This window comes from Hydrogenophaga crocea, assembly GCF_011388215.1.
GTDB classification, from domain to species: Bacteria; Pseudomonadota; Gammaproteobacteria; order Burkholderiales; family Burkholderiaceae_C; genus Hydrogenophaga; species Hydrogenophaga crocea.
Genome location: NZ_CP049989.1, coordinates 3000402 through 3021986, shown reverse-complemented (window position 1 = coordinate 3021986; position 21585 = coordinate 3000402). Strand labels below are relative to the sequence as shown.

20 protein-coding genes are annotated in these 21585 nt (G+C 62.5%); 15 read left to right on the top strand and 5 right to left on the bottom strand.

Annotation, left to right across the window (positions count from 1 at the left end; genetic code table 11):
* The first annotated feature begins 11 nt into the window (after positions 1–11).
* The 6 genes from G9Q37_RS14145 to G9Q37_RS14120 all read left to right on the top strand — a co-directional run bounded on the left by G9Q37_RS14145 (position 12) and on the right by G9Q37_RS14120 (position 4395).
* Positions 12–449 carry an HU family DNA-binding protein gene (locus G9Q37_RS14145; protein ID WP_166228063.1) on the top strand — a complete coding sequence of 146 codons (438 nt, stop codon included), beginning with the start codon at positions 12–14 and terminating at the stop codon, positions 447–449.
* Positions 450–655: 206 nt separating this feature from the next.
* Positions 656–1099 carry a helix-turn-helix domain-containing protein gene (locus G9Q37_RS14140; RefSeq protein WP_166228061.1) on the top strand — a complete coding sequence of 148 codons (444 nt, stop codon included), beginning with the start codon at positions 656–658 and terminating at the stop codon, positions 1097–1099.
* Between the two features lie 74 nt (positions 1100–1173).
* Positions 1174–1431, top strand: a complete 258-nt coding sequence (locus G9Q37_RS14135) for an SWIB/MDM2 domain-containing protein (protein WP_166228059.1) — start codon at positions 1174–1176, stop codon at positions 1429–1431.
* A 543-nt stretch (positions 1432–1974) separates the two neighbouring features.
* A complete protein-coding gene (locus tag G9Q37_RS14130) occupies positions 1975–3438 on the top strand; it encodes a GNAT family N-acetyltransferase (protein ID WP_166228057.1) in 1464 nt (487 codons plus the stop codon).
* Positions 3407–3865 (top strand): ASCH domain-containing protein, encoded by a 459-nt coding sequence (locus tag G9Q37_RS14125; protein WP_166228055.1) that lies wholly within the window; start codon positions 3407–3409, stop codon positions 3863–3865. The genes G9Q37_RS14130 and G9Q37_RS14125 overlap by 32 nt, the downstream gene beginning before the upstream one ends.
* Positions 3862–4395, top strand: coding sequence for an ATP-binding protein (locus tag G9Q37_RS14120; RefSeq protein ID WP_166228053.1), 534 nt, complete (start codon positions 3862–3864; stop codon positions 4393–4395). The genes G9Q37_RS14125 and G9Q37_RS14120 overlap by 4 nt, the downstream gene beginning before the upstream one ends.
* Before the next feature lie 356 nt (positions 4396–4751).
* Here the strand turns inward: G9Q37_RS14120 and G9Q37_RS14115 are convergent, their stop codons facing one another.
* Positions 4752–5003, bottom strand: coding sequence for a helix-turn-helix domain-containing protein (locus G9Q37_RS14115; protein WP_166228051.1), 252 nt, complete (start codon positions 5001–5003; stop codon positions 4752–4754).
* A 129-nt stretch (positions 5004–5132) separates the two neighbouring features.
* Here G9Q37_RS14115 and G9Q37_RS14110 point away from each other — a divergent pair, with 129 nt between their 5' ends.
* From G9Q37_RS14110 to G9Q37_RS14085, 6 genes are all read left to right on the top strand, one after another.
* Entirely contained in the window at positions 5133–5381 is a 249-nt protein-coding gene (locus G9Q37_RS14110) for a hypothetical protein (protein WP_166228049.1), read from the top strand.
* On the top strand, positions 5374–6951 hold the full coding sequence (locus G9Q37_RS14105; protein ID WP_166228047.1) for a site-specific integrase: 1578 nt from the start codon (positions 5374–5376) through the stop codon (positions 6949–6951). The genes G9Q37_RS14110 and G9Q37_RS14105 overlap by 8 nt, the downstream gene beginning before the upstream one ends.
* Positions 6952–7113: 162 nt before the next feature.
* Positions 7114–9252, top strand: coding sequence for a hypothetical protein (locus tag G9Q37_RS14100; RefSeq protein ID WP_166228045.1), 2139 nt, complete (start codon positions 7114–7116; stop codon positions 9250–9252).
* A gap of 8 nt (positions 9253–9260) precedes the next feature.
* The gene (locus G9Q37_RS14095; protein ID WP_166228043.1) at positions 9261–11009 is read left to right on the top strand and encodes an AAA family ATPase; all 1749 of its coding nucleotides are present in this window, start codon (positions 9261–9263) and stop codon (positions 11007–11009) included.
* A gap of 186 nt (positions 11010–11195) precedes the next feature.
* Positions 11196–12179 carry a tripartite tricarboxylate transporter substrate binding protein gene (locus tag G9Q37_RS14090; RefSeq protein WP_166228041.1) on the top strand — a complete coding sequence of 328 codons (984 nt, stop codon included), beginning with the start codon at positions 11196–11198 and terminating at the stop codon, positions 12177–12179.
* Between the two features lie 75 nt (positions 12180–12254).
* Entirely contained in the window at positions 12255–13181 is a 927-nt protein-coding gene (locus tag G9Q37_RS14085; protein WP_166228039.1) for an EamA family transporter, read from the top strand.
* A gap of 24 nt (positions 13182–13205) precedes the next feature.
* Here G9Q37_RS14085 and G9Q37_RS14080 read toward each other — a convergent pair whose 3' ends face one another.
* From G9Q37_RS14080 to G9Q37_RS14065, 4 genes are read right to left on the bottom strand one after another with little or no spacing between them, the layout of a single operon-like run.
* Entirely contained in the window at positions 13206–14138 is a 933-nt protein-coding gene (locus tag G9Q37_RS14080; protein WP_166228037.1) for an electron transfer flavoprotein subunit alpha/FixB family protein, read from the bottom strand.
* Positions 14139–14151: 13 nt separating this feature from the next.
* Entirely contained in the window at positions 14152–14901 is a 750-nt protein-coding gene (locus G9Q37_RS14075) for an electron transfer flavoprotein subunit beta/FixA family protein (RefSeq protein ID WP_166228035.1), read from the bottom strand.
* A 17-nt stretch (positions 14902–14918) separates the two neighbouring features.
* Positions 14919–15716, bottom strand: a complete 798-nt coding sequence (locus G9Q37_RS14070; protein ID WP_166228033.1) for an enoyl-CoA hydratase-related protein — start codon at positions 15714–15716, stop codon at positions 14919–14921.
* The gene (locus tag G9Q37_RS14065; protein WP_166228031.1) at positions 15706–17733 is read right to left on the bottom strand and encodes a CaiB/BaiF CoA-transferase family protein; all 2028 of its coding nucleotides are present in this window, start codon (positions 17731–17733) and stop codon (positions 15706–15708) included. The genes G9Q37_RS14070 and G9Q37_RS14065 overlap by 11 nt, the downstream gene beginning before the upstream one ends.
* A gap of 133 nt (positions 17734–17866) precedes the next feature.
* On the opposite strand from G9Q37_RS14065, the gene G9Q37_RS14060 reads away from it, so the two are divergent.
* Genes G9Q37_RS14060 through G9Q37_RS14050 form a run of 3 tightly spaced genes read left to right on the top strand, consistent with a single transcriptional unit; the run spans position 17867 to position 21547 of the window.
* The gene (locus G9Q37_RS14060; RefSeq protein ID WP_166228029.1) at positions 17867–18670 is read left to right on the top strand and encodes an alpha/beta fold hydrolase; all 804 of its coding nucleotides are present in this window, start codon (positions 17867–17869) and stop codon (positions 18668–18670) included.
* Between the two features lie 10 nt (positions 18671–18680).
* Positions 18681–19463, top strand: coding sequence for an enoyl-CoA hydratase/isomerase family protein (locus G9Q37_RS14055; protein ID WP_166228027.1), 783 nt, complete (start codon positions 18681–18683; stop codon positions 19461–19463).
* A 2-nt stretch (positions 19464–19465) separates the two neighbouring features.
* Positions 19466–21547 carry an acetate--CoA ligase family protein gene (locus G9Q37_RS14050; RefSeq protein ID WP_166228025.1) on the top strand — a complete coding sequence of 694 codons (2082 nt, stop codon included), beginning with the start codon at positions 19466–19468 and terminating at the stop codon, positions 21545–21547.
* The last annotated feature ends 38 nt before the right edge of the window (positions 21548–21585 follow it).

Here is a 21585-nt window from a genome sequence, read left to right as displayed (position 1 = left end):
GATCTCGAAACATGGCAACTGCAAAGAAGGCGGCGCCGAAGGCCGCCGCCAAGAAGACCGCGGTCAAATCCAAAGCCGTGAAGGCCGCCCCCAAGGCAGCGGTGAAGGCTGCGCCGAAGGGCACTGGCGCGATGAAGCCGATCAAGGAAACGTTCAACAAGACCAGTCTGGTCAACCACCTGGTGCAGGCCGCTGGCACCGACGCCAAGACCGTCAAGGCCGTGCTGGGTTCGCTCGAGGCCACGATCCACGCCTCTCTGTCCAAGAAGGGCGCTGGCGCTTTTACTTGGCCTGGCGTGCTCAAGATCACCGCGTTGCAGGTGCCGGCCAAGAAGGCCCGCAAGGGCATTGATCCTTTCACCAAGGTCGAGCGCATGTTCGCGGCCAAGCCTGCATCGGTGAAAGTCAAGGCGCGCTTCTTCAAGAAGGTGAAGGACGCCGCGCTGTAATCTGAAAGGCGGCCATGTGCGAAGGGCTCCCGCGGGAGCTCTTTCTTCTGTGCTCGTCGTCCTCCGTTCAAATGGTTGAAGCAAGTCCTCAACTCGCGGAGGAAACCTAGGGGCACATCCAAAGCAAGTGAAGTTCGAAAGTGCCTCAATCACCGAACAAACTTGCCGGCACGCCCAGATACATCGGCGGGAAGTACCATCAGCGAATGCCTAACCTCGCCCAAACCCTCAAGCAAGAGATCTCCCGCATCGCTCGCAAGGAGGTCCGTGAAGACATTTCCGGGCTTCGCAAGACCGTCACTGCTCACCGGTCTGAAATTGCCTCGTTGAAGCGGACGATCAAAGAACTCGGCGCGCAGCTGCGCCTTGCGCAGAAGGCAGTAAAGCGCGCCGCGCCCGCACCTGTTGAGCAAAAGGCTGCGGGACGTCCAGGGCGCAAGCCGGTTTTCAATGCTGATCGGCTGAAGGCGAAGCGCCAGGCGCTTGGGATGAGTCAGGCGCAGATGGCGCAACTGCTCGGCATCTCTTCCCTCAGCTTATGGAAATGGGAATCCGGTCAGGTCACCCCGCGCACCTCAATGCTTGAGCGCTACTTTGTGGCCATGAACTTGGGCAAACGCGAAGCGTGGAAGGTGATCGAGGCCAGCTGACTTCGAGGGCCGTATTCGTGTACTGCTATCAGGCAGTCCAATCCTAAAAATCCCGTTCACCAAAAGACACTGAGATGACCACTGCCAAGAAGGAAACTGCTTTCAACCGCGCTCTCAAGCCCAGCGCTGAACTCGCCGCGGTGATCGGCCCCAACGCCGTGCCTCGCACCGAGATCGTGAAGCTCGTGTGGGACTACATCAAGTCCAACAATCTGCAGAACCCGAAGAACAAGCGCAACATCCTGGCCGACACCAAGCTCAAGGCCGTCTTTGGCAAGGATGAGGTGACCATGTTCGAGATGACCGGACTGCTGGGCAAGCACCTCAGCTGACTTCAGAAGCCAGGGGGCTCAGATCCCCTGCTTCAGGCCCAGGCAAGCGTCGGGGTCAAGATTTGCACGTGGCTGCATCGCAGTTGCATTGAGGTCGTGAATCACGATCGTTGTACGCCAGGGATGGGTTTCGAGTCGGTTCCAGAATGGGAGCGGCCGGCGGAGTTAGCGCGTTGAATGTGTGACCTACGCAACTTTTAGTCATTCGAATATCGGCCTTTGATGTCGACGCGCTTGCGTACGACGATGCTACGGCTAGACTGCCGGAATTAATCTGAGGCACACAGCGCTGAGCACCGTGCAAACCGTGTTTTTGGATCTCCTTAAGTCGCACCGTCTCTCACAAAGATTCCGGTACGGCTGACTAGTGATAAGTACCCGGCGCTGCTGTCCGTCGGTGTGCTCGATGTTGAAAGTCTGAAGAATTTGGACATCGAGAAATGGCTTCGCTGCGTCGGGGCAGGTTCGGCCGCATTGATGTAGCCCGCGACAGACGAGAAGCTTGCCGGGTGATCGGGATCCTCACTGCAGATTGTCTGACGCATGCATTTTCTGCTTGATACCAATGTCTTGATCCCCCTTGAGGACTCGTCCATCCCGCTGCGAGACAGTCTGGCCAACTTCGTCAGGTTGGCCACGGCGAACAAACATGTGTTGGTCTACCACCCGGCGTCCATCGACGACATCGAGGAAGACAAGGACGAGGCCCGCCGCGCGCAAACTCTGCAGCGGCTTCGGCAGTACACGAAGCTGGAACACCGACCGGTGTGTCCATGGAACACGCCGGACACCAAGCGCAACGACGCCGCCGACAACGAAATCCTCTACGCGCTTTCGGTGCACGCAGCGTCCGCCCTCGTCACCGAGGACCGACAGATCCACGACAAGGCGAAGACCAGAGGGCTTCTCGACCGCGTCTTCACCATCCAGACGGCCGAGGACCTGCTGCTGCGGCTGCACGAGACGGTCGGTGTCAGGCTACCGAACATCGAGGAGGTCCCGCTCTACCAGCTGACACCTCTGCTGGCGTCCTCGTTCTTCGACAGTCTTCGTGACAGCTACGAGTTCGATGGATGGTTCCGGCGTAAGTCGGAGGAGGGCTGTCGCGCATGGGTGCACTGGGAAGCACGTGACCGGCTGGGAGGGATCTGCATCTTTCAGCGCCAGGATCACGAACGGATTGCGGAGGGCGTCTCGCTTGAGGGAGCGGCGCTCAAGCTCTCGACTTTCAAGGTGGACCCGGCCTGTCAAGGCCGCAAGGTCGGTGAACTCTTCCTGAAAGCCGCCTTCAAGTACGCGAGCGCGAATCGCCTGCAGAACATCTTCATCCACGGTGACGAGGAGCGTCACTACTTCCTCTTTGAGATGCTCGCCGACTTCGGTTTCGAGCATGTCGGCGACCATCCCGCAGGCGTACGCCGCGACGCGGTTTACCTAAAGCGCCATCCGGTGGACCCACCTGTGATCACGGTTTCACCCTTCGAATACCTCCGTTCGTATTTCCCGCACTTCAGCCGCGATCCGTGCGTTTCAACATATGTCGTCCCTATCCGGCCCGAGTACCACGACATCCTGTTCCCGGATTTCGACGGATCATCGACCCGGCAGCAACAACTTTTCCAGCAAGACAACTATGCCGGGAACGCCATCAAAATGGCCTACTTGTGCAGAGCACCGACAAAGGCAATGAACCCCGGCGACGTCTTGCTTTTCTACCGATCTGTGGATGAGCATGCCTTGACCAGCATCGGAGTCGTCGAAACCTACGAGACGCTGGCAGATGCCGAGGCGATCGTCGCCCGCGTAAAGCGGCGTACGGTCTATTCCCTCCCTGAGATCCAGAAAATGGCAAGCAAGCCTACAAGGGTGATTTTGTTCCGCTTCGTGCGACATCTGTCGCGCGCATTACCTCTCCAAGAACTGCTGTCACGCCGAATCCTCGGCAGCCACCCGCAGAGCATTACAAAGATTTCCCATGACAAGTTCGAAGACATCCTTCGCCTTTGAGGGTGATGTCGCGCTGATCTCGGTCCATCCCGTCTACGTCGAGAAGATCATGTCGGGCGAGAAGAACCTGGAATTTAGGCGGATATGGCCCAAGCGGGCGATCGACACACTCGTCGTGTACGCCACGCATCCGCAGCAGCGGCTGGCCGCCATAGTGCAGGTCGCCGGCGTGGTACGAGTCTCCAAGACGGCGCTCTGGCGGGTCGCGGCGGCCGAAGGGGGTGGCATCACACGGCAGGCACTGTTCGATTATTTCGAAGGAAAGGAGCTTGGCGTCGCGATCCGCCTAGGCAAACGAATCAAACTGGGCTCGGGCCTGCCCCCGAAGAAGGTGTTCGGCGCGTCCTTTCGACCGCCGCAGTCATTTCGCTACCTATCGGATACCGAAAAGTTGAAGGTGCGTGCCTTATTGGAGGCCGCACGGTGACGGTCATCTTTGTCGGTGGGGTGCATGGGGTCGGCAAGAGCACCTGCTGTGGTCAGGTCGCTCAGCTTGCTGGGTGTCTTCATTTCGCAGCCAGCGAGATTATTCGCAGAGAGCGCGCACAAGCAATTGCTTCGGCAGGAAAGCTCGTCGCCGATGTGGACGGCAACCAGAGACTGCTCATTCGCGGGTTCCGCACCTTGAGGCAGGAGGCGGGGACCACACCTATCCTGCTGGATGGCCACTTTGCGATGCGCGATGGACTCGGCGACATTCAGCCAGTGTCCGTCGACGTGTTCAGGTCGCTCGAGATTGATCGGGTCGTTTGCCTCGTGGACGATGCAAGTGCGATTGCGGTCAGAATTCGGCAGAGAGACGGGGCGGCACCGGCCCATCGCGAGATCGCGGACCTTCAAGATGCGGAGTTGCGCCATTCAAGGCTCGTCGCTGCCGCCCTTGCCGTTCCTTTCACGTTGCTGCAAGGCGGCGATGTGGAATCTTTCATCCGACATGTGCTTCCCCGAAAGGCCTGAAGAGTTCGGCACATGCGCTGCATGTTCTGCCAGACTGACTCTGGCCATAGCGTGTCCGTGGAACACATCATTGGCCTGCTGCTGGTCTCACTGACGCCAACGCAGGCTCACGCGTCCACTCTGGTCATGAGTGTCTCCTAAGCGTCCGCGAGGTGTAACTCGGACAGCCAGTACCTGCGGCGGCAATCGCTGCAATCGAGTGCTTCCCACGCCGACGACATCGCGTCCGCACAGCACGGGTTAGAAACTTGCAAACTGCATGTGGATGAAGAAGCCGGACGCGAGCGAGCGCGTCGGTTGTTCATTGACTGACTGAACGCCGAACTCGGCCGGAAAGGGATTGCTGGCTGGGAGGGTCAGGTATGTGATTCGGCGGGAGCCTCACCTTCATCAGGCAAGTGCTCCATGAGGTCCTCGACTTTGCAGTCGAAGTAGCTGCAGAGCCGATCGATCGTCTCGGTACCTGTCCCGTATCCCTTCTGGTTGAGGATCTTCGACAGGGTCATCCTGTTGAGTCCCGTTGCGGTCGCGATCTCGCTGATGCTGATCCGGCGGCCGTCAGCGAACTGCTTTTTCTCGATCATCTCGCCGAGCTTGAACCTGATCATGATGCGTTTTGGCGTCAAGCGATAAAAATTTTTATCAAACGACTTGCAAAACGAGCAGAGTCGCGTAAGATATGTGGCAAGTGATGAATATTTCTATCACTTGATCGTTCCATCTTACAGGAGAGACTCTTGGCTCAGCCCACTTACCTCACCACAGATGAGCTGTCCCAGCGCATCAAGTACGACGCCCGGACCATTCGGGAGCGGCTGAAGGACAGCGTGCTCATCGAGGGTACCCACTACTTTCGGCCGTTCGGTGGCCGAAAGATCCTGTTCCTGTGGGAGGCGATCGAGCGCGACATGCGCACACCGTCGCTTGACACCCCAGTCGGGATGTCCGCGATCCCGATGGCCAACGGAGCGATGGTCCATGGCTAAGGTGGTCGCTCGCAAAGAGACGGGCAAGCTCGTCATCGACTTCACGTACAAGGGCGTCCGCTGCCGCGAGCAAACCGCGCTCGACGACACCCCGCGAAATCGCAAGATGGTTCAGGCCGTGGTCGACCGCTTGTTGGCTGCAATCAAGAAGGGCACCTTTGTCTACGGGGAGTTCTTTCCCGGCAGCGCGAATGCGGCTCGCCTGACCGAGCGTCAATCCGTGGATGCTGAGCCAGTCACTGAGGTCAACGATGTGCCCGTAGGCCCCACCTTCAAGACCTTCACCGATCAATGGCTGCAAGAGCACAGCATCGAATGGCGCCGCAGCCACATCCGCTCGCTGCTGTCCACGATCGAAGGTCGGCTGTACCCCACCTTCGCAGAAAAGGTGGTCAGCAGTATCACCAAGTCCGATGTTCTTGCCTTTCGCGCCGCTCTCGCCAAAGAACCAGGTCGCGCAGGCAAGGCTGGTCTCTCAGCCAAGCGCATCAATGAAATCATGGGCACGCTCAAGCAGATCCTGGAGGAAGCCGCCGACCGATTCGACTTTACGTCGCCCGCGTTGAACGTGAAGCGCCTGCGCGTGCGCAAGAGCGACGTGCAGCCGTTCTCGCTCGCCGAGGTCCAGATCATCCTGGCCACCGTGCGCGCCGACTACCGCGACTACCTGCAGGTGCGCTTTCTTACTGGCATGCGCACGGGCGAGGTCAACGGTCTGAAGTGGAAATACATCGACTTCGAAAGCCGCCTGATCCTGGTGCGCGAGACCCACGTGCTCGGTGAGGACGACTACACCAAGACCGATGGCAGCCAGCGCGACATCAAGATGAGCCAGCCGGTGTTCGAGGCGCTGCTGCGCCAGCGCGAGATCACATTCGGCAACTCCGACTACGTGTTCTGCAACCTGCTCGGTGAGCCGCTGGACAACACGAATTTCACCAAGCGCATCTGGTACCCGTTGCTGCGCCACCTGGGTTATGAGCTGCGCCGGCCGTACCAGATGCGGCACACAGCGGCGACGCTCTGGTTGGCGTCAGGTGAAGCACCGGAGTTCGTGGCGCGCCAGCTCGGACACACCAGCACCGAGATGCTGTTTCGGACGTACAGCCGCTATGTGCCCAACATGACGCGCCAGGATGGCAGCGCCATGGAGCGACTGCTTGCGAACCAGTTCGCCAACGGTCCCCTCGTGAAATACGAGCCCGACGATGTGTCTCCGGCGCCGAAGCGCCTGGCCGCCCCCAAGGAGCCCATCCAGGCACAGACCGTCGTGCCGCGTCGCACGTCACCCGATCTGTACGTGCCAGCCAGTCAGGCGTCTGCCATGCCCGTGCCCAAACCACGCGGCACGGTGGGCGCCAAGCTGATCGGGGTCACCCAGGTTCCAACGACCACGCCTGCGGATACCGGCAGCGCCGCAGGTCGCTCGAATGGCCCGCGTGAGGCCAACGCCCAGCCGCCACCCGCAGATGGCGGGCTGAGGCCGCAGTGGCCCATGCGCATGGCGATGAGTTTCGCCTGCGCGGGCGCCGTGAGCAGCTTCAGGCCGCAGGCGGCGCTGACGCACTAGCCGGCAGCAGCCCCTTAACAGCAAGAAGAGTTTTCTCAGTCCGTTTGGGTTTTCGCGAACAGCGAAGGCGCAGGCGGGCGGGGCGGGCGGAGCTTTGCCTGCTCACCACCGACATCGCTTCAGACACCACAACCGAATCCACCAACTTTCAAGGAATCCAGCATGAACACGAACCACAAGACCAACGAACTGAACACCGCCCAGATCTCGAACCAGATGCTCGATCAGGCTAACAACGGCGCCGGCCACATCCAGCCGCACACCAACCCGGTTGCCCACGCCCTGGCCATGCCGACCATCCTGCATGAGCTCTCCAAGAACATGGGCGAGTTCGAGAAGAACGTGCGCAGCCAGCTGTCGGCGCGCCTGGGCAAGAAGGCGGCCAACGACGGTGCGGGCGCTGAAGGCGCGGATCGTTCTGGCCTCAGTGCCGGCATGGGCACCGGTGGCTTTGCCCCCTACGCCGTGTCTCCCGGCGAAGAGATGCCCAACGTACTGGGTGAACTCGCCGAGCCCGGCTCGGTGTTTCGGATGAACACGCTGCTGAGCGCTTCTTTCCCGCTTGGCCCCGTGGGCCCGTACACCAACCACCACGGCCAGATCTGCCAGCGCCGCGAAGGCAGTGTTTCCATTGCCCTGCTCGGCAGCGGCGACCAGACGCTCGTGCTGCCCACGCCCTCGGAGCAGACCGAGATCGCCCAGGCGGCCTCTCCCCGCGTGCGCTGGATCCGCGCCGCCAAGACCCGGGTGCCGGGTGTGCCTGGTGACGCCTTGCTGGTCACGGGCATCGATCAGCCGCGCTCGGGCCGTGGTTCTGGTCCCTGGATGCTCGATCACTTGGGGCTCTCGGATGGCATCACCGCCGACTTGCACCACGCCATCTTGAGTTTGAAACCCGCTCACCAGGCGTTCGTGATGTCCGCCATCGCCCGGGCCGACATCGAGCAGGCGCTCGTTTCCCTGCTGCCCGAGGTGCGTGCGCGCAGCGTGGTTCACCCGCTGGCCCTCGGTGTGGCCGCGGCCGAGCAGGTCAATTCCTCTGAGCTGACCCGCGACGAAGTTTCTCTGGTTCGCCTGGCCTGCCTGATCGCCGAGCTGGGGTCGCTGCACACGGCACCGGATCTGGTGTCGGGTAGCGGCTATTCCTCCAGCGAAGCCCTGGCCCGTGAGCGCGAGGCTGAGCGCGCCGCGCACCCGCTGACGCAGCTCACGCTGCGCGGCCTGCTCACGCGCTTCATCAACCTGGAGCCGATGAGCGCAGAGGCTGATGGCCAGGGTGGCATGAAGCAGGCTGTCAATGATGGGGTCTGGCTGCAATTGCTGCTCTCGGACGCGGTGCACCAGCAATACCGCATTGGCAGTAAATACGGTCCCCTGGGCAAGAACCCGGTGAACCCGCGCTTTGCGCTCATGGCGCAGACCTTCTGTGATGCCATGCAGCTGGCACGCCGCGAAGCCTATGCCAGGCTGCGCGATGCGCGTCCGGATCCTCAGCAGCCGCTGCCTCTGGAGCCTGTCCCCACGCTGGTGACCGCGGCCCTGGCCAGGGTCCCTGGGGACTCGGCTGAAGTGGGTGCGGGCGCCACGAAAGCCGGCCGCGAGTCGGTCGGCGAAGTCGACGATCGTGCGCAGGGCAATCTCGACCTGGCGTACGAGCCCGACGAAGGCCCGCTCACCGAGATGCCACAGATCGACGACAGCGAGGACGACGACGTTTCTCCCTTGCTGATGTCCTTGATGGCCTTCCCGCATGAGCCGGTGCAGCTGGATGAGACCCGCCAGGTTCGCTGGCCGACGTCTCGTCGAGATTCTGGGCGTGGGGCTGGACCGGATGCCGAGCCTGGACTGCGCACCTACGCCGACCGCAAGCTCCCCTGGCCGACCCCGAACCGGGCCTGGGCGGCCGGCATGCTCGATGGCGACGGCTGCATCAGCATCGTCAAGCAGCGCTACCCGAACCGCTCCGCCACCTACCGCCTGGTGGTGCAGATCACGCAGAACTGCCTCAAAACCCTGGAGCACTTCCGCGAGTGCGTGGGAGAAATCGGCCCGATCCACGAAGTGACCCGCCGGATCAGCCACAACAAGCAGGTCTACGCCTTGATGTACTCCGGCCCCGGAGCGGTTCGGGTGGTGCAACGTCTGGCACCCCACCTGGTCCGAAAACGCGCCGAGGCCGAGGTGGCCCTGTCCTTCATCGAGAACGGTCAAGTGGGCCGACGCTTCGGTGCGCGGGGCGTGCCGGTGGAGATCGAGCGCATCCGCATCAGCCACTACAACAAGCTGCGCGCGCTGAAGTGAGGTTGAACATGACTGACTTCAAGAAAGACGTCGATCCCAGTGGCCAGGAAGACATGTCGCATGAGCCATCAACGCAGGACGAACCGCAAGCCCAGGTCCCCCGAAAACTGACGGGCTCAGAGGTCGTGGACTTGCTGCGTCCGATGATCAATCCGAACTTCAAGTTCGTCCCCAAGCCGAGCACATCAGTGAACGCTGTGGGGAACACTGAAGCGATCAAGAAGCGCCGCCCGGCCAGCTTCACCGCCAGGCCCACGGAAGGCCGCGCGCGGCTGCACAACGAGAAGACCTTCGTTGTCTACCACCGCTTTGCCGACGACTACCGGCTGGATCTCATGCTGCCTCCGGGCGTGGGAGAGCAGTTCGATGCTCTGAAGGAGCGCCTGAAGAAGGAGGACAACGAGAAGAGGGCTTGGGAGGCGTCGAACCCCGAGCCGGCGGAAGACAGGGCGCGCCTGCGCAGGCTCGTGAAGCAGGAGGAAGAACGCCGCGAGCAGGAGCAAAAGAGGCTTGCCGCGGAGCGCGCCGAGCGCGACGCAAAAGAGAACAAGGAAAGGATCAAGGCGCGCCTCAGGAGCATGGGGGTCGATCCGGATCAGTCCGGGTTCAGGAACCAGGTCTCCAAGCTGCCGGCGTCCCAGCGGCTGCGCGTCTACCGAGAAGACAACGTGCAGCGCATGGCGAGTGCTGCGCAGAGCGTGGACTCGGACATCAAGAAGCGCAATGAGTCCATCGGCTTCATGCTCAACGCGAAGGGGCCCTGGCGGCGCCTGGGTGCGCCCGAGTCGGTGGATGCGATCCTGGCATTGGAGGGGGATCACCCGCACTTTGGTGAAGTGATCCAGTTCGTGGCAAACCACGTGGCGCTGCAGAAGATGCGCAGCCAGGCGCCAGGGCATGAAAGCGCAGAGAGCGCGAAGAGCGCGAACGATGCCCAAGCCAGCGGAACGGGAAAGAAGGCCCGAGCAGGGAAGGGCAAGTCCAAGGCGGCAATCGCGGACGCGGGCGTGCCAGGAGAAGAAGAGGGCAAGCCGCCGGTTCGCCTGCCGCCGTTGCTGCTCTTCGGGCCTCCTGGAGTGGGCAAGACCCACTTCTGCGAGTCCCTGGCCAAGGTGCTCGGCGTGCCGGTGCGCCGCCACCCGATGGATCAGGCCGAAACCTCATCAGCCTTGCTGGGCTCGGACATCACCTGGGGCAACTCGCGCTACGGGTTGATCTTCGATCTGCTGGGACTGGGTGAGTACGCCAACCCACTGGTGATCCTGGATGAGCTGGACAAGGCGCAGGTCATCAGCAAGACCTCAGGTGGGATCTCGTCGCCAACCGGCGTGCTGCACTCGCTGCTCGAGCCGGTGTCAGCAGCCAATGTGCGCGACATCAGCCTGGACCTGGAGCTCGATGCGAGCCAGATCACCTGGATCGCCACGGCCAACTACCCGTGGTGGGTGCCGGCGACGCTGCGCTCGCGCTTCAAGGAGTTCCTGATCACGCCACCGGATGCGGAGCAGGCGATTCAGCTTTCAAGGAGCGTGGTGAAGCACGCGCTCAAGGCGGCGGGGTTCGGAGTAGGGGAGCCGGATAAACGAATCGTAGTGGCGCTGGCGCACTTGAGTGCGCGGGAGATCTATCAAGTGACGTTGGCGGCGGCTGCGACGGCGGCGCGGCGCGGGGCACGAGAACTTCAAACGAAGGACTTGCCAAGGGAAATCGTTGCGGAGGAGGCAGGTGCGCAATGCAGGCTTTCTTGGACGCACTGAGGCCGATTGCACGTCCACTCTTAACAAGGTGTCGTTGAGACCGACGGCAGCCCACAGTAGGTGTTTACCTGTAGCCGGACCAGGGGTGCTTGTCGGTGCGAAACAATCTTGCTAGCATTTGTTCGAAACGAGTTTCAATGAATGAAACCTCAACGCATCGCTTCAAGCACATCACCAGGAGACTCCATGCGCATCCATCTGAAAACACTGCTGCTGGCCACTGTCACCCTTGCGCTGACCGGCACGGGCCACGCACAAGACGGCAACTATCCCAATCGCCCCATCAAGCTCATCGTCGGCCTCTCGCCTGGCGCTTCATCAGACACTGTGGCCCGCGAAGTGGCGCGCGGGCTGACAGAGAAACTGAAGGTTCCTGTCGTGGTGGAAAACCGTGCGGGCGCAAACACCATCATTGCCTCCAACCTGGTGGCCAAAGCGCCGGCCGATGGGTACACGCTACTGGTGTCGAGCAGCATGAACGCCACCAACCCCTGGGTCTACGAAAAGCTGCCCTACGACTACAACAAGGACCTCAAGAACATTGTTCTGCTGGGCATGGCCCCGAACCTGATGGTGTCGTCCACCAAGAGCGGCATCACCAGCTTCAATCAGTTCATTGATCACGCCAAAAAGAACCCCGGCAAGCTCGCCTACGGTTCGGCTGGCATCGGCTCGGTGCACCACCTGCTGATGGAAATCATTGCGCTGCGAAATGGCATTACGCTGAACCACATTCCCTACCGTGGAGGCGCGCCTGCCATTCAAGACGTGCTGGGTGGCAACCTCGATACCTATTTCGGCACCATCTCCTCCACCAAGTCCGCCGTGGATCGGGGGTCGATGAACGCATTGTTCGTGACCTCGCACCAACGCTCGAAGTACATGCCGAAGGCCGACACACTGGCCGAGCACGGCATCAAAGGACTGGAGTCTGGCTATTGGCTGGGCTTGGCAGCGCCGGCAGGCGTGCCTGACGCGATCGTCAAGCGGCTGAATGACGCCGTCAACGAAGTGCTCAAGGACCCTGCCGTGCTCACGCATCTGGACGGTCAAGCCATCGAACCTCGCGGCGGTACTGTGGCCGACATGGATGCATTCTTCCAACGCGAACTGGTGTTCTGGAAAGAGGCTGCGCAGGCCGCCAAGATCACACCGATGGAAGCCAAGTAATCCGTATCCACCCTCTCGACCGACAGGCTTTTGCGGCCTGTCTTTTATTGGGCCCACGGCAAGCGGTCCCTGTTTATGAATGCACTTCCCGAATGGGTGTGGATCGCAGCTGTTCTTGTGGCTGCGCTGACCCAGACCATTCGCAACACCGCACAACGATCGCTTGCCGACAGCGCCGGACCGGTGGGCGCATCGCTCGCCCGCTTCTTGTATGGTCTGCCGTTCGCGCTGCTGTGCGCGCTGGCCGTTCAGGCGTCCTTCGGCGCACGCAACCCGCTGCCCGACGTGAATGGCATGTTCTGGCTGTGGCTGGTGGTGGGTGCGATCGCGCACGCGCTGGGCAGCGTGTGCCTGATGTCGGCCATGCGTTCAGGCAGCTTCGTGGTGGCAGTGGCGTTGTCGAAGACCGAGGTGGTGCAGATTGCCGTCTTCGCCACCATCATCCTTGCAGAGGCCCCCAACGCCTATAGCGCGGCGGGCATGGTGTTCGCGCTGCTAGGAGCCTTGCTGCTCTCAACCCGCGGCAAGGGGCACCATGCGGCCGCTGCCAGCCGCAGGCAAATTTTGCTGAGCACGTTTTATGGCGTGGCCACCGGCGCGTGCTACGCCTTGGCAGCCGTGGGTTATCGCGCCGCAGGCCTTGAACTCACCAACCTCGGTCATTCGGCCATCCTCGTCGCCTGTTGGTGCGTGCTCCTGGCACAAGGGGTGCAGGTCGGAACGCTGGGTCTTTGGATGCTCGCACGCGAACGCGCCTCGGTACTTGCCATCTTCACCGACTGGAGGCTTTCGCTTGCCGCAGGCTTCGCGGGCACAGCTGCCTCGGTTGGCTGGTACATCGGCTATGTGCTGCGTCCCGCGGCCGACGTGCGCGTGCTGGGCATGGTCGAAGTCGTGTTCAGTTATCTCGTCTCACGCCACCTGCTGGGCGAACGGCCTCGACTGCGCGAAAACATCGCCATCACCCTGGTGGTGATTGGCGCGATCTTCGCGTGCCTTTGACGACAGGCGCGGAGGTCTAGGTAGTCAGGCCGCCTTGACCAGCGCCGGCACGGCCTCGAACAGATCGGCCTCCAGCCCGTAGTCGGCGACCGAGAAGATCGGCGCCTCCGGGTCCTTGTTGATCGCCACGATCACCTTCGAATCCTTCATGCCCGCCAGGTGCTGGATGGCGCCCGAGATGCCGGCCGCGATGTAGAGCTGCGGCGCCACGATCTTGCCGGTCTGGCCCACTTGCAGGTCGTTGGGCGCGTAGCCCGCGTCCACCGCCGCGCGGCTGGCGCCGATGGCCGCACCCAGCTTGTCGGCCAGCGGCGTGATGACCTCGTCGAACTTCTCGCTGCTGCCCAGCGCGCGGCCACCGCTGACGATGATCTTGGCGGCCGTGAGTTCGGGGCGGTCGCTCTTGGCAATCTCGGCACCCAGGAACTTGCTCTTGCCCGAGTCGGCAACAGCAGTTGCGCTTTCCACGGCGGCGGAGCCACCGGTTGCCGCAGCCGGGTCGAAGCCGGTGGTGCGCACGGTGACCACCTTCACCTTGTCGGCGCTCTGCACGGTGGCAATGGCGTTGCCCGCGTAGATCGGGCGCTCGAAGGTGTCGGCGCTGATCACCTTGGTGATGTCGCTGAGCTGCGCCACGTCGAGCAGCGCGGCCACGCGCGGCGCCACGTTCTTGCCCGCGGCGGTGGCGGGGAAGAGGATGTGACTGTAGCTGCCCGCGAGCGCGATCACCTGCGCGGCGACGTTCTCGGCCAGGCCGTGATTGAGGCCCTCGGCGTCGGCGTGGATGACCTTGGCAACGCCCGCGATCTGGCTGGCGGCTTTGGCCGCGCCGGCGGCGTTGTGGCCCGCGATCAGCACGTGCACGTCGCCACCGCAGGCAACGGCAGCGGTCACGGTGTTGAGGGTGGCGCCTTTGATGGACGCGTTGTCGTGTTCGGCAATAACCAGTGCAGTCATTTCAGTGCGCTCCTCAGATCACCTTGGCTTCGTTCTTGAGCTTCTCGACCAGCGCGGCCACGTCGGCCACTTTCACGCCAGCACCGCGCTTGGGCGGCTCGCTGACCTTGAGGGTCTTGATGCGCGGGGAAACGTCGACGCCGAGGTCCTCGGGCTTGACGGTTTCCAGCGGCTTCTTCTTGGCCTTCATGATGTTGGGCAGCGTCACGTAGCGCGGCTCGTTCAGGCGCAGGTCGGTGGTGATCACCGCCGGGGTGCTGATGGACAGGGTTTCGAGACCGCCATCCACTTCGCGCGTGACCTTGGCGGTGGCGCCTTCGATTTCCACTTTCGAAGCAAACGTGGCCTGCGGCAGGCCCGCGAGCGCGGCCAGCATCTGGCCGGTCTGGTTGCAGTCGTCGTCGATGGCCTGCTTGCCCAGGATCACGAGGCCGGGCTGTTCCTTGTCCACGAGCGCCTTCAAGAGCTTGGCAACCGCCAGCGGCTGAAGTTCCTCAGCGGTCTCCACCAGGATGGCGCGATCCGCGCCGATGGCCATGGCAGTGCGCAGGGTTTCCTGGCACTGCGCGACGCCGCAGGAGACGGCGATCACTTCGGTGGCCGCGCCTTTTTCTTTCAAGCGCACCGCTTCTTCCACCGCGATCTCGTCGAACGGGTTCATGGACATCTTCACGTTGGCGATGTCCACACCCGTGCCGTCGCTCTTGACGCGAACTTTCACGTTGTAGTCGACCACGCGTTTGACGGGGACGAGGATTTTCATTCTCGGACTCCTTTGACTCAGGCGCGGCTAACGCGGTACTTGCGGTAGTCGGGTTTGCGCTTTTGCAGAAAGGCGGTAATGCCTTCCGAGTTCTCTTCGTTTCCGTAGATCGATGCCAACAACTCGGCATTCGGGAAATAGGAGCCATAGAACTCCTGATCGGAGCCCGCGTTCAAGGCCAGCTTGGCGATGCGGATGCTCTGCGGGCTCTTGTCGAGAATGTCTTGGCACAGCGCATCGACGGTCGCATCGAGATCTTCGGCCTTCACCACCTCGTTGATGAGGCCCATCTCCAGCGCCTGTTGTGCGGTGTACTGCCGGCAGGTGTAGAGCATCTCGCGCGCCTTGCGCTCTCCCACGTAGCGCGCGAGCAATTGGCACGCTCCCCAGATCGGCACACTTCCTACGCGAGGACCAGTCTGGCCGAACTTCGCATCCTCGCTCGCAATGGTCATGTCGCAAAAGAGGTTGATCTCATTGCCGCTTCCCACGCAGAAACCACGCACTTTGGCGATGATGGGTTTGTCCATCATGCGCATCACTGACGAGAGCGCAAACAGGCGGCGCATGTGTTTGCGGCCCACCTCTGGCACGCGGGCCTGCTGGTCGCGGATGTCGCCACCAGAACAGAATGCCTTGTCACCTGCGCCTGTGAGCACCACCACGCCCACCGTGGGATCGTCAGCGGCCATATGCATGGCGGCCGTGAGCTCTTCGTAGGTGCGTGGACGCACGGCGTTTCGCACCTCGGCGCGATTGATGGTGAGGGTGGCCACGCCACCTTGCGCTGTGTACAGAATGTCTTCAAATTTCATCGTTCTCTCCATTGGCAACTGAATATGCTTGGCGCGTGTGCCAAGCGATGTGTTCGCGGCTGGGCGCGCCAATCAGCCCGCCGATTTGTGGTGGTGTGCGGGCCAGCCGCATGGGTGAGGCCAGTACCTCCCATTGCTGGCCTAGTGTGTCCCTGCACGTCACGATGAGGGAGCGGGACTGGGTCTGCGCGTGCATGCAGGCTTCGGCCACATTGGCCACCTGCGTTGGTACTTTCGAAGTGGGCGCGGCTGCTCGATTCCAACGATGCTGCGTGGCCCATGCGCCTACGTCTTGCATCGAGATATCGATCGCGCAACCACGACCGATCTCGTCGCGCCGCGCCAATGCCGCGACGATCGCCAGGAACCCCGCCTGACCGCCAAGAATGTCCGCCGACGAGATGCCGGTCTTGACGGGCATTCCCTCGCTCTGTGTTGCGTCCATCATGCCGGACATCGCCTGAATGACCGTGTCGACGGCCGCACGCCCGGGATAGACCGACTCCAGGCCGAAGCCCGAAATGCCGCAGTAGACGAGACGCGGATTGAGTTCGCGCAAGCGCTCATAACCCAGGCCCAGCTTGGCAAGGGCGCCGGGCTTCATGTTTTCGACCAGAACGTCGGCGTCTTTCAGCAGCTCGCACAGGTAGGAACGATCGGCTTCGCTGCGCAGATCGAGCGCTACGCTTCGCTTCTCACCATTGCTCGCAACAAAGAAGTGGCTCACCCCGCCGCGCAATGGCGCCCAGGCACGTGCGCTTTCTCCTTCTGGTGGTTCGACCTTGATCACGTCGGCACCGAAGGTGGCCAGGTGACGCGCGGCCAGCGGTGCGGTGGTGAGTTGGCCGATCTCTACCACGCGCAATCCTGGCAGCGCTTTCGACGGGATTTCACCGTGCTCACGTGTGCGTGGGATCCGCGGCACCAGCGTCGACAACTGAGTGCGCGCCGAATCGCGTTTTGGCACCGCGCTCGTCACCGGCGGCTCACCCAAGAATCGAAAAATCGCGTTCGACACCCACACGGCCTCATCGGTGAGGGGATTGGGCACCGAATAGAGCGACCGGCGCAGGCGCAGATTGGGTTCACTCGGCAGATCGTGTATGCACACGATGCGACCACAAGGAATGCCCTCTGCGCTCAAGCGTGCTTCCAACGCGTCGATCGGCTGCTTGGAAGTCCAATCACGCACCAGCGTGTCGATCTCCTCGCGGTGCGTCAAGCGCGAACGGAGTTCAACATAGCGCTCGACGCCTTCGACTGCCGGCCCAATACACCGCGCGATACGTCGCCATTGCGCGTCGTTGGTCGTGCAGATCAGAATCCAGCCATCGGAGGCTGGGTAGGCGTTCCATGGCACCGCCATACCGTGACCATTTCCCAGCCGTTGAGGTACCCTGCCCGAGTAGTGCGCGGTCATGAATGTGGTCAGCGTGCTGATCGCCACATCAAATAGTGCGATCTCTATGGACTGGCCCACGCCGTGGCGGCGATACACACTCAGGGCCACTGCTATCGCGCCCGCGGCATATAGCCCGGCCGACATGGCGATCACGGGCACACCTAGCGGCGTGGCCTCACCATCGGGCAACCCGGTCGTGTCCATGATGCCGCTCAGTGCCTGCAACTCGGCTTCATCCTTGCTTTGTCCCGCGAGCGGCCCGCTTCGACCAAACGACGTGATGTCGCAGACGATCGGGCATTCCGCAATCGCACCAAGCCAGGATTCCGGCCAGCCATCGCCATCGAGGTCCGAACTCAGGACCACAACCTCGCAGGCGCGGATCAGTTGCACCAGTGCTTGCACGTCACTGGCGTTCCCCGGGTCGGCCAGCAAGCTGTGCTTGCCCGCCGTGGCAGAAATTCGGTCGGCCCACTTGCCTTGAGTGTTCGCGGTGCGGGGCTCCACCACATACACCGTCGCACCCAGGTCAGCGAGGAGGCGACCACACGTCCCGGCGGCAACGCTGACGCCAAGCTCAACCACACGGATACCTGAATAGGGCTGTTGCGACATCTCGCTTCCTGCAGGCCAGCGGCGCCAGACGCCAGCGGCCGGTCGTTGTTCGGGCAGATGCCCATAAGTTTCACTAGTCAAAATTGATTTCAATGGATAGAATACACGAAATCACTTCGGAGGAGAACCCCTGATGCAGTCTTACGGCCCCCTCTTCTATTCGACCGGACTGGCGGTCCGATCGACCGGAACCGGCCCCGCACTCGTGCTGCTGCATGGAGGCTCGGGCTCGCGCACGCACTGGGCGCGCAATGTGCCGGAGCTGGCCAGCTCGTTCCAGGTGATCACTCTCGATCTGCCCGGTTTCGGTGAATCCGCCCGGCCGTCGCAAGAGATGCCTGTTTCCGATTACCTGGCCTGGGTCGCACACGCCGTCCGCCTGGCAGTGGGCGAGCGTGAGTTTCATCTCGTCGGATTCAGCTTCGGCGGCGCCGTGGCAGCGGGTGTGAGTGCCCTGCTAGCCTCGAATGGCCGTGCTCCCACGCGCCTGAGTCTGCTCAGCCCCGCAGGCTTTGGTCCACCGGCCGGGCGCTCCATCGCATTGGAGAAGGTAAAGGGCATTGACCCTGCCGACGCGCGCGTTCTGCGCGAGGCCACAGCTCGCAACCTGGGGCGCTGGATGTTGGCCCGTGAACCCGACCCCCAGGACCTCGCCATCGACATCCATCTGCGCAATGTGGACCTGGCCCGCTTCGACAGTCGCCAGGTGAGCCATCAGGCTTCGCTGGTCGACCACGTGCGCACCGCGAACGTGCCCACGCAGGTACTGCTGGGGCAGGAAGACCCGCTGATCTTTCCATCGCTGCAGGAACGAATTGATTTGCTAAGGCACGCGCTGCCGAGTGCGCGTGTCGAAGTCATCGAAGGCGCCGGTCACTGGCTCGCTTATGAGGCCAGCGACACCATCAACCAAACGATCCGCCAATTCCACCTTTGAGGAGAACACCATGAGCTATCAGACCATTAGTACCCGAAAGGAAGGCCCCGCTTTCGTCATCGAACTCAACCGACCCGAGCGACGCAACGCGGTGAGCGAGCAGATGATGGACGACATCATGGCGGCGTTCCTCGAGGTCGAGGCGCGCAAGGACGTGTCGGCCATCGTTATCAGCGGCGGCAAAGACTACTTCTCGGCTGGTGCCGATCTCAACGAAGCCTTTCAGGTGAAAACCGCTCAAGAGGGGCGTCGCTACTTCAGCCACTGGCACCGGCTCAACGACGCGCTGGAGCAGTCTTCCAAGCCTGTTATCGCGGCCATCGAAGGCTTCTGCATGACGGGGGGGCTGGAACTCGCACTCGCGGCCGACCTGCGCGTTGCGAGCGAGAACGCCACCTTCGCCATCACCAGCGCGCGCATCGGCACGGTGGCGGGGGCTGGTGGAACGCAACGCCTGCCGCGCGTGGTGGGCCTGGCAAACGCGCTCGACATGCTGTTCGCTGCCGAGCCTATCGAATCGGTCGAGGCGCTGCGAATCGGCCTGATCAACCGCCGCGTGGCCAACGGGAAAACGCTCGAAACCGCGCTTGCAATGGCCCGGCATTACGCCTCGCGCGCACCGCTGGCGCTCGCGTTTGTCAAACGCGCAGTGCACCGTGGCATGCAGATGGACCTGACCTCGGCGATCGAGTTCGAGACCATGCTCGTGACCACGGTCTATGGCACGGCCGACAAGGCGGAAGGTATCTCAGCCTTCCTGGACAAACGCACGGCACAGTTCAAAGGGGAATGAGGATGTCGACTCTGGCGGAGGCCGTATTCCGGCCCAAGACCATCGCACTCGTCGGAGCCTCTGCCGACCTCGCCAAACACGCTGCGCTTCCGCAGAAGCACCTGACGCAACACGGCTACACCGGAACAATCTTTCCGATCAACCCGCGTCGCAGTGACATCCAGGGCCTGCGTGCCTACCCGAAGGTGAGCGACGCGCCAAGCCCGGTGGACCACGCCTACATCATGCTGCCCACCGAGCACGTACTGCCCGCGGTCGAGGACTGCGTGGCCTCGGCGGTGCGCTGCGTCACCATCATGTCCAACGGGTTTTCGGAAGCGGGCGAAGAAGGCCAGGCTCGACAAGAGACGCTGCTGCAACTGCTCGCCGGGTCTCAGACCCGCCTGCTGGGACCGAATGCGCTGGGCATCGTCGACCTGCACGCACAGGTGGCCTTGTCAGCCAACGAGGTGCTGTCGCTGCCCGCGCTACCAAAAGGTGACGTGGGCTTGATCTCGCAGAGCGGCAGCATGCTGGGCGCCATCCTTTCGCGCGGTGCGGCGCGCGGCGCCGGCTTCTCCAAGCTCGTCTCCGTTGGCAACGAGGCAGACATCTCCATCGCCGAACTCATCGAGATGATGGTTGACGACCCGGACACGCGTGTCATCGAGTTGTTTATCGAGACCATTCGTTCACCCGAAGCACTGCGTGCTGCTGCGCTCAAGGCCCATGCTGCCAACAAGCCTATCCTGGCCTACCGGCTGGGCCGTTCCGCTATCGGCCAGCACCTGGCGGTCTCGCACACCGGGGCGCTCACTGGCAATGGCAAGGCCACTTCGGCCTTCCTGCACGACATCGGCATCGCAGAGCTCAACAACTTCGAAGCCCTGTTGGACGCACCAGCTCTGTTTCGCCGAGGCCGCGGGGCAGGCGCGCGCATCGGCGTCATGTCCACCACAGGCGGCGGCGGCGCGCTCATTGTCGACAACCTCGGCGAACGCAACATCAACGTGGCCCCGCCCACGCCACGAATGCAGGCTGCACTGGCCAACAAGGGCATCCACATCGGCGACGCGCCGCTGGTGGATCTGACCTTGGCGGGGACCAATGCGGCCACCTACGGCGCGGTGCTCGAGGAGTTTCTGCAGTCGTCGGAAATCGATGCGGTGGTCGCTGTGGTGGGCTCGTCCTCGCAGTTCCGGCCCGAACGAGCGGTTGCACCGATCCTGAGCGTGCAGTCCAGCAAGCCGGTGGCGGTTTTCCTCACACCCAATGCAGAGCGTTCGCGCCAGTTGCTGCGCGAAGCCGGTGTTGCGGTGTTCTCGCAACCCGAGGCCTGCACCGACGCCCTGTCAGCTTGGGCGCGTTGGCAGGTCCCACGCGTGCATCAAACCGCTGGCGCCAAGCCCGTATTGCCCGGTGATCACCAGGCGGGCCAGACTTTGAGCTCGGCCGATTCGCAACGCGCGTTCGCCGCACTTGGCATCCCCCAGGCGCAGGAGTGGACGCTGCCCCCCACGCCCGCGACTTGGGACGCCGCGTCGCTCGACAACGTTGCCTTTCCCTGCGTGCTCAAAATTTCTTCCGCCGACGTCCCGCACAAGACCGAGATGGGTGGCGTGCAACTCGATATCGCCAACGCGCACGAACTTCGATCGGCAGCCGAGGCCATGCTGCGGCGCGTCTGCGAGGCTGTACCGCGAGCCCGTATTGACGGCTTTCAGGTGCAGGAGATGGTCAAGGGACTGGCCGAAGTGCTGGTGGGCTATTCATACGATCCAGCGGTCGGACCTATCGTATCGGTCGGCCTGGGGGGGGTGCTGGCCGAGCTCTACCAGGATGTGAGTATTCGCCCCGCGCCGGTGTCGATCGATGTGGCGCGCCAGATGTTGAGTGAGGTCAAGGCGTTCGCGCAACTCTCTGGTTACCGCAACCTGCCGCTGGGCGACATCGACGCGCTGGCGCACGCCGTGGCGCGGGTTTCCGAACTCGCACGCTGCACGCAGCCACGCGTGGCCGAGGCCGAGATCAACCCTCTTGCGGTTCTGCCTGCAGGCCGTGGCGTGCGGGCGCTGGACGGCTTGGTGATGATCGGCGACTGCTAATATCCGGCGCCACCTTGGCGCCAGCCACACTCAAGAAA

What these genes read in the sequence shown, in the direction of transcription:
- G9Q37_RS14125 (WP_166228055.1), top strand. Translation starts at nt 3,407, where the DNA reads ATGACAAGTTCGAAGACATCCTTCGCCTTTGAGGGTGATGTCGCGCTG.
- G9Q37_RS14080 (WP_166228037.1), bottom strand. Translation starts at nt 14,138, where the DNA reads ATGACTGCACTGGTTATTGCCGAACACGACAACGCGTCCATCAAAGGC.
- G9Q37_RS14095 (WP_166228043.1), top strand. Translation starts at nt 9,261, where the DNA reads ATGACTGACTTCAAGAAAGACGTCGATCCCAGTGGCCAGGAAGACATG.
- G9Q37_RS14105 (WP_166228047.1), top strand. Translation starts at nt 5,374, where the DNA reads ATGGCTAAGGTGGTCGCTCGCAAAGAGACGGGCAAGCTCGTCATCGAC.
- G9Q37_RS14055 (WP_166228027.1), top strand. Translation starts at nt 18,681, where the DNA reads ATGAGCTATCAGACCATTAGTACCCGAAAGGAAGGCCCCGCTTTCGTC.
- G9Q37_RS14085 (WP_166228039.1), top strand. Translation starts at nt 12,255, where the DNA reads ATGAATGCACTTCCCGAATGGGTGTGGATCGCAGCTGTTCTTGTGGCT.
- G9Q37_RS14145 (WP_166228063.1), top strand. Translation starts at nt 12, where the DNA reads ATGGCAACTGCAAAGAAGGCGGCGCCGAAGGCCGCCGCCAAGAAGACC.
- G9Q37_RS14140 (WP_166228061.1), top strand. Translation starts at nt 656, where the DNA reads ATGCCTAACCTCGCCCAAACCCTCAAGCAAGAGATCTCCCGCATCGCT.
- G9Q37_RS14070 (WP_166228033.1), bottom strand. Translation starts at nt 15,716, where the DNA reads ATGAAATTTGAAGACATTCTGTACACAGCGCAAGGTGGCGTGGCCACC.
- G9Q37_RS14115 (WP_166228051.1), bottom strand. Translation starts at nt 5,003, where the DNA reads ATGATCAGGTTCAAGCTCGGCGAGATGATCGAGAAAAAGCAGTTCGCT.
- G9Q37_RS14050 (WP_166228025.1), top strand. Translation starts at nt 19,466, where the DNA reads ATGTCGACTCTGGCGGAGGCCGTATTCCGGCCCAAGACCATCGCACTC.
- G9Q37_RS14130 (WP_166228057.1), top strand. Translation starts at nt 1,975, where the DNA reads ATGCATTTTCTGCTTGATACCAATGTCTTGATCCCCCTTGAGGACTCG.
- G9Q37_RS14135 (WP_166228059.1), top strand. Translation starts at nt 1,174, where the DNA reads ATGACCACTGCCAAGAAGGAAACTGCTTTCAACCGCGCTCTCAAGCCC.
- G9Q37_RS14075 (WP_166228035.1), bottom strand. Translation starts at nt 14,901, where the DNA reads ATGAAAATCCTCGTCCCCGTCAAACGCGTGGTCGACTACAACGTGAAA.
- G9Q37_RS14100 (WP_166228045.1), top strand. Translation starts at nt 7,114, where the DNA reads ATGAACACGAACCACAAGACCAACGAACTGAACACCGCCCAGATCTCG.
- G9Q37_RS14065 (WP_166228031.1), bottom strand. Translation starts at nt 17,733, where the DNA reads ATGTCGCAACAGCCCTATTCAGGTATCCGTGTGGTTGAGCTTGGCGTC.
- G9Q37_RS14060 (WP_166228029.1), top strand. Translation starts at nt 17,867, where the DNA reads ATGCAGTCTTACGGCCCCCTCTTCTATTCGACCGGACTGGCGGTCCGA.
- G9Q37_RS14090 (WP_166228041.1), top strand. Translation starts at nt 11,196, where the DNA reads ATGCGCATCCATCTGAAAACACTGCTGCTGGCCACTGTCACCCTTGCG.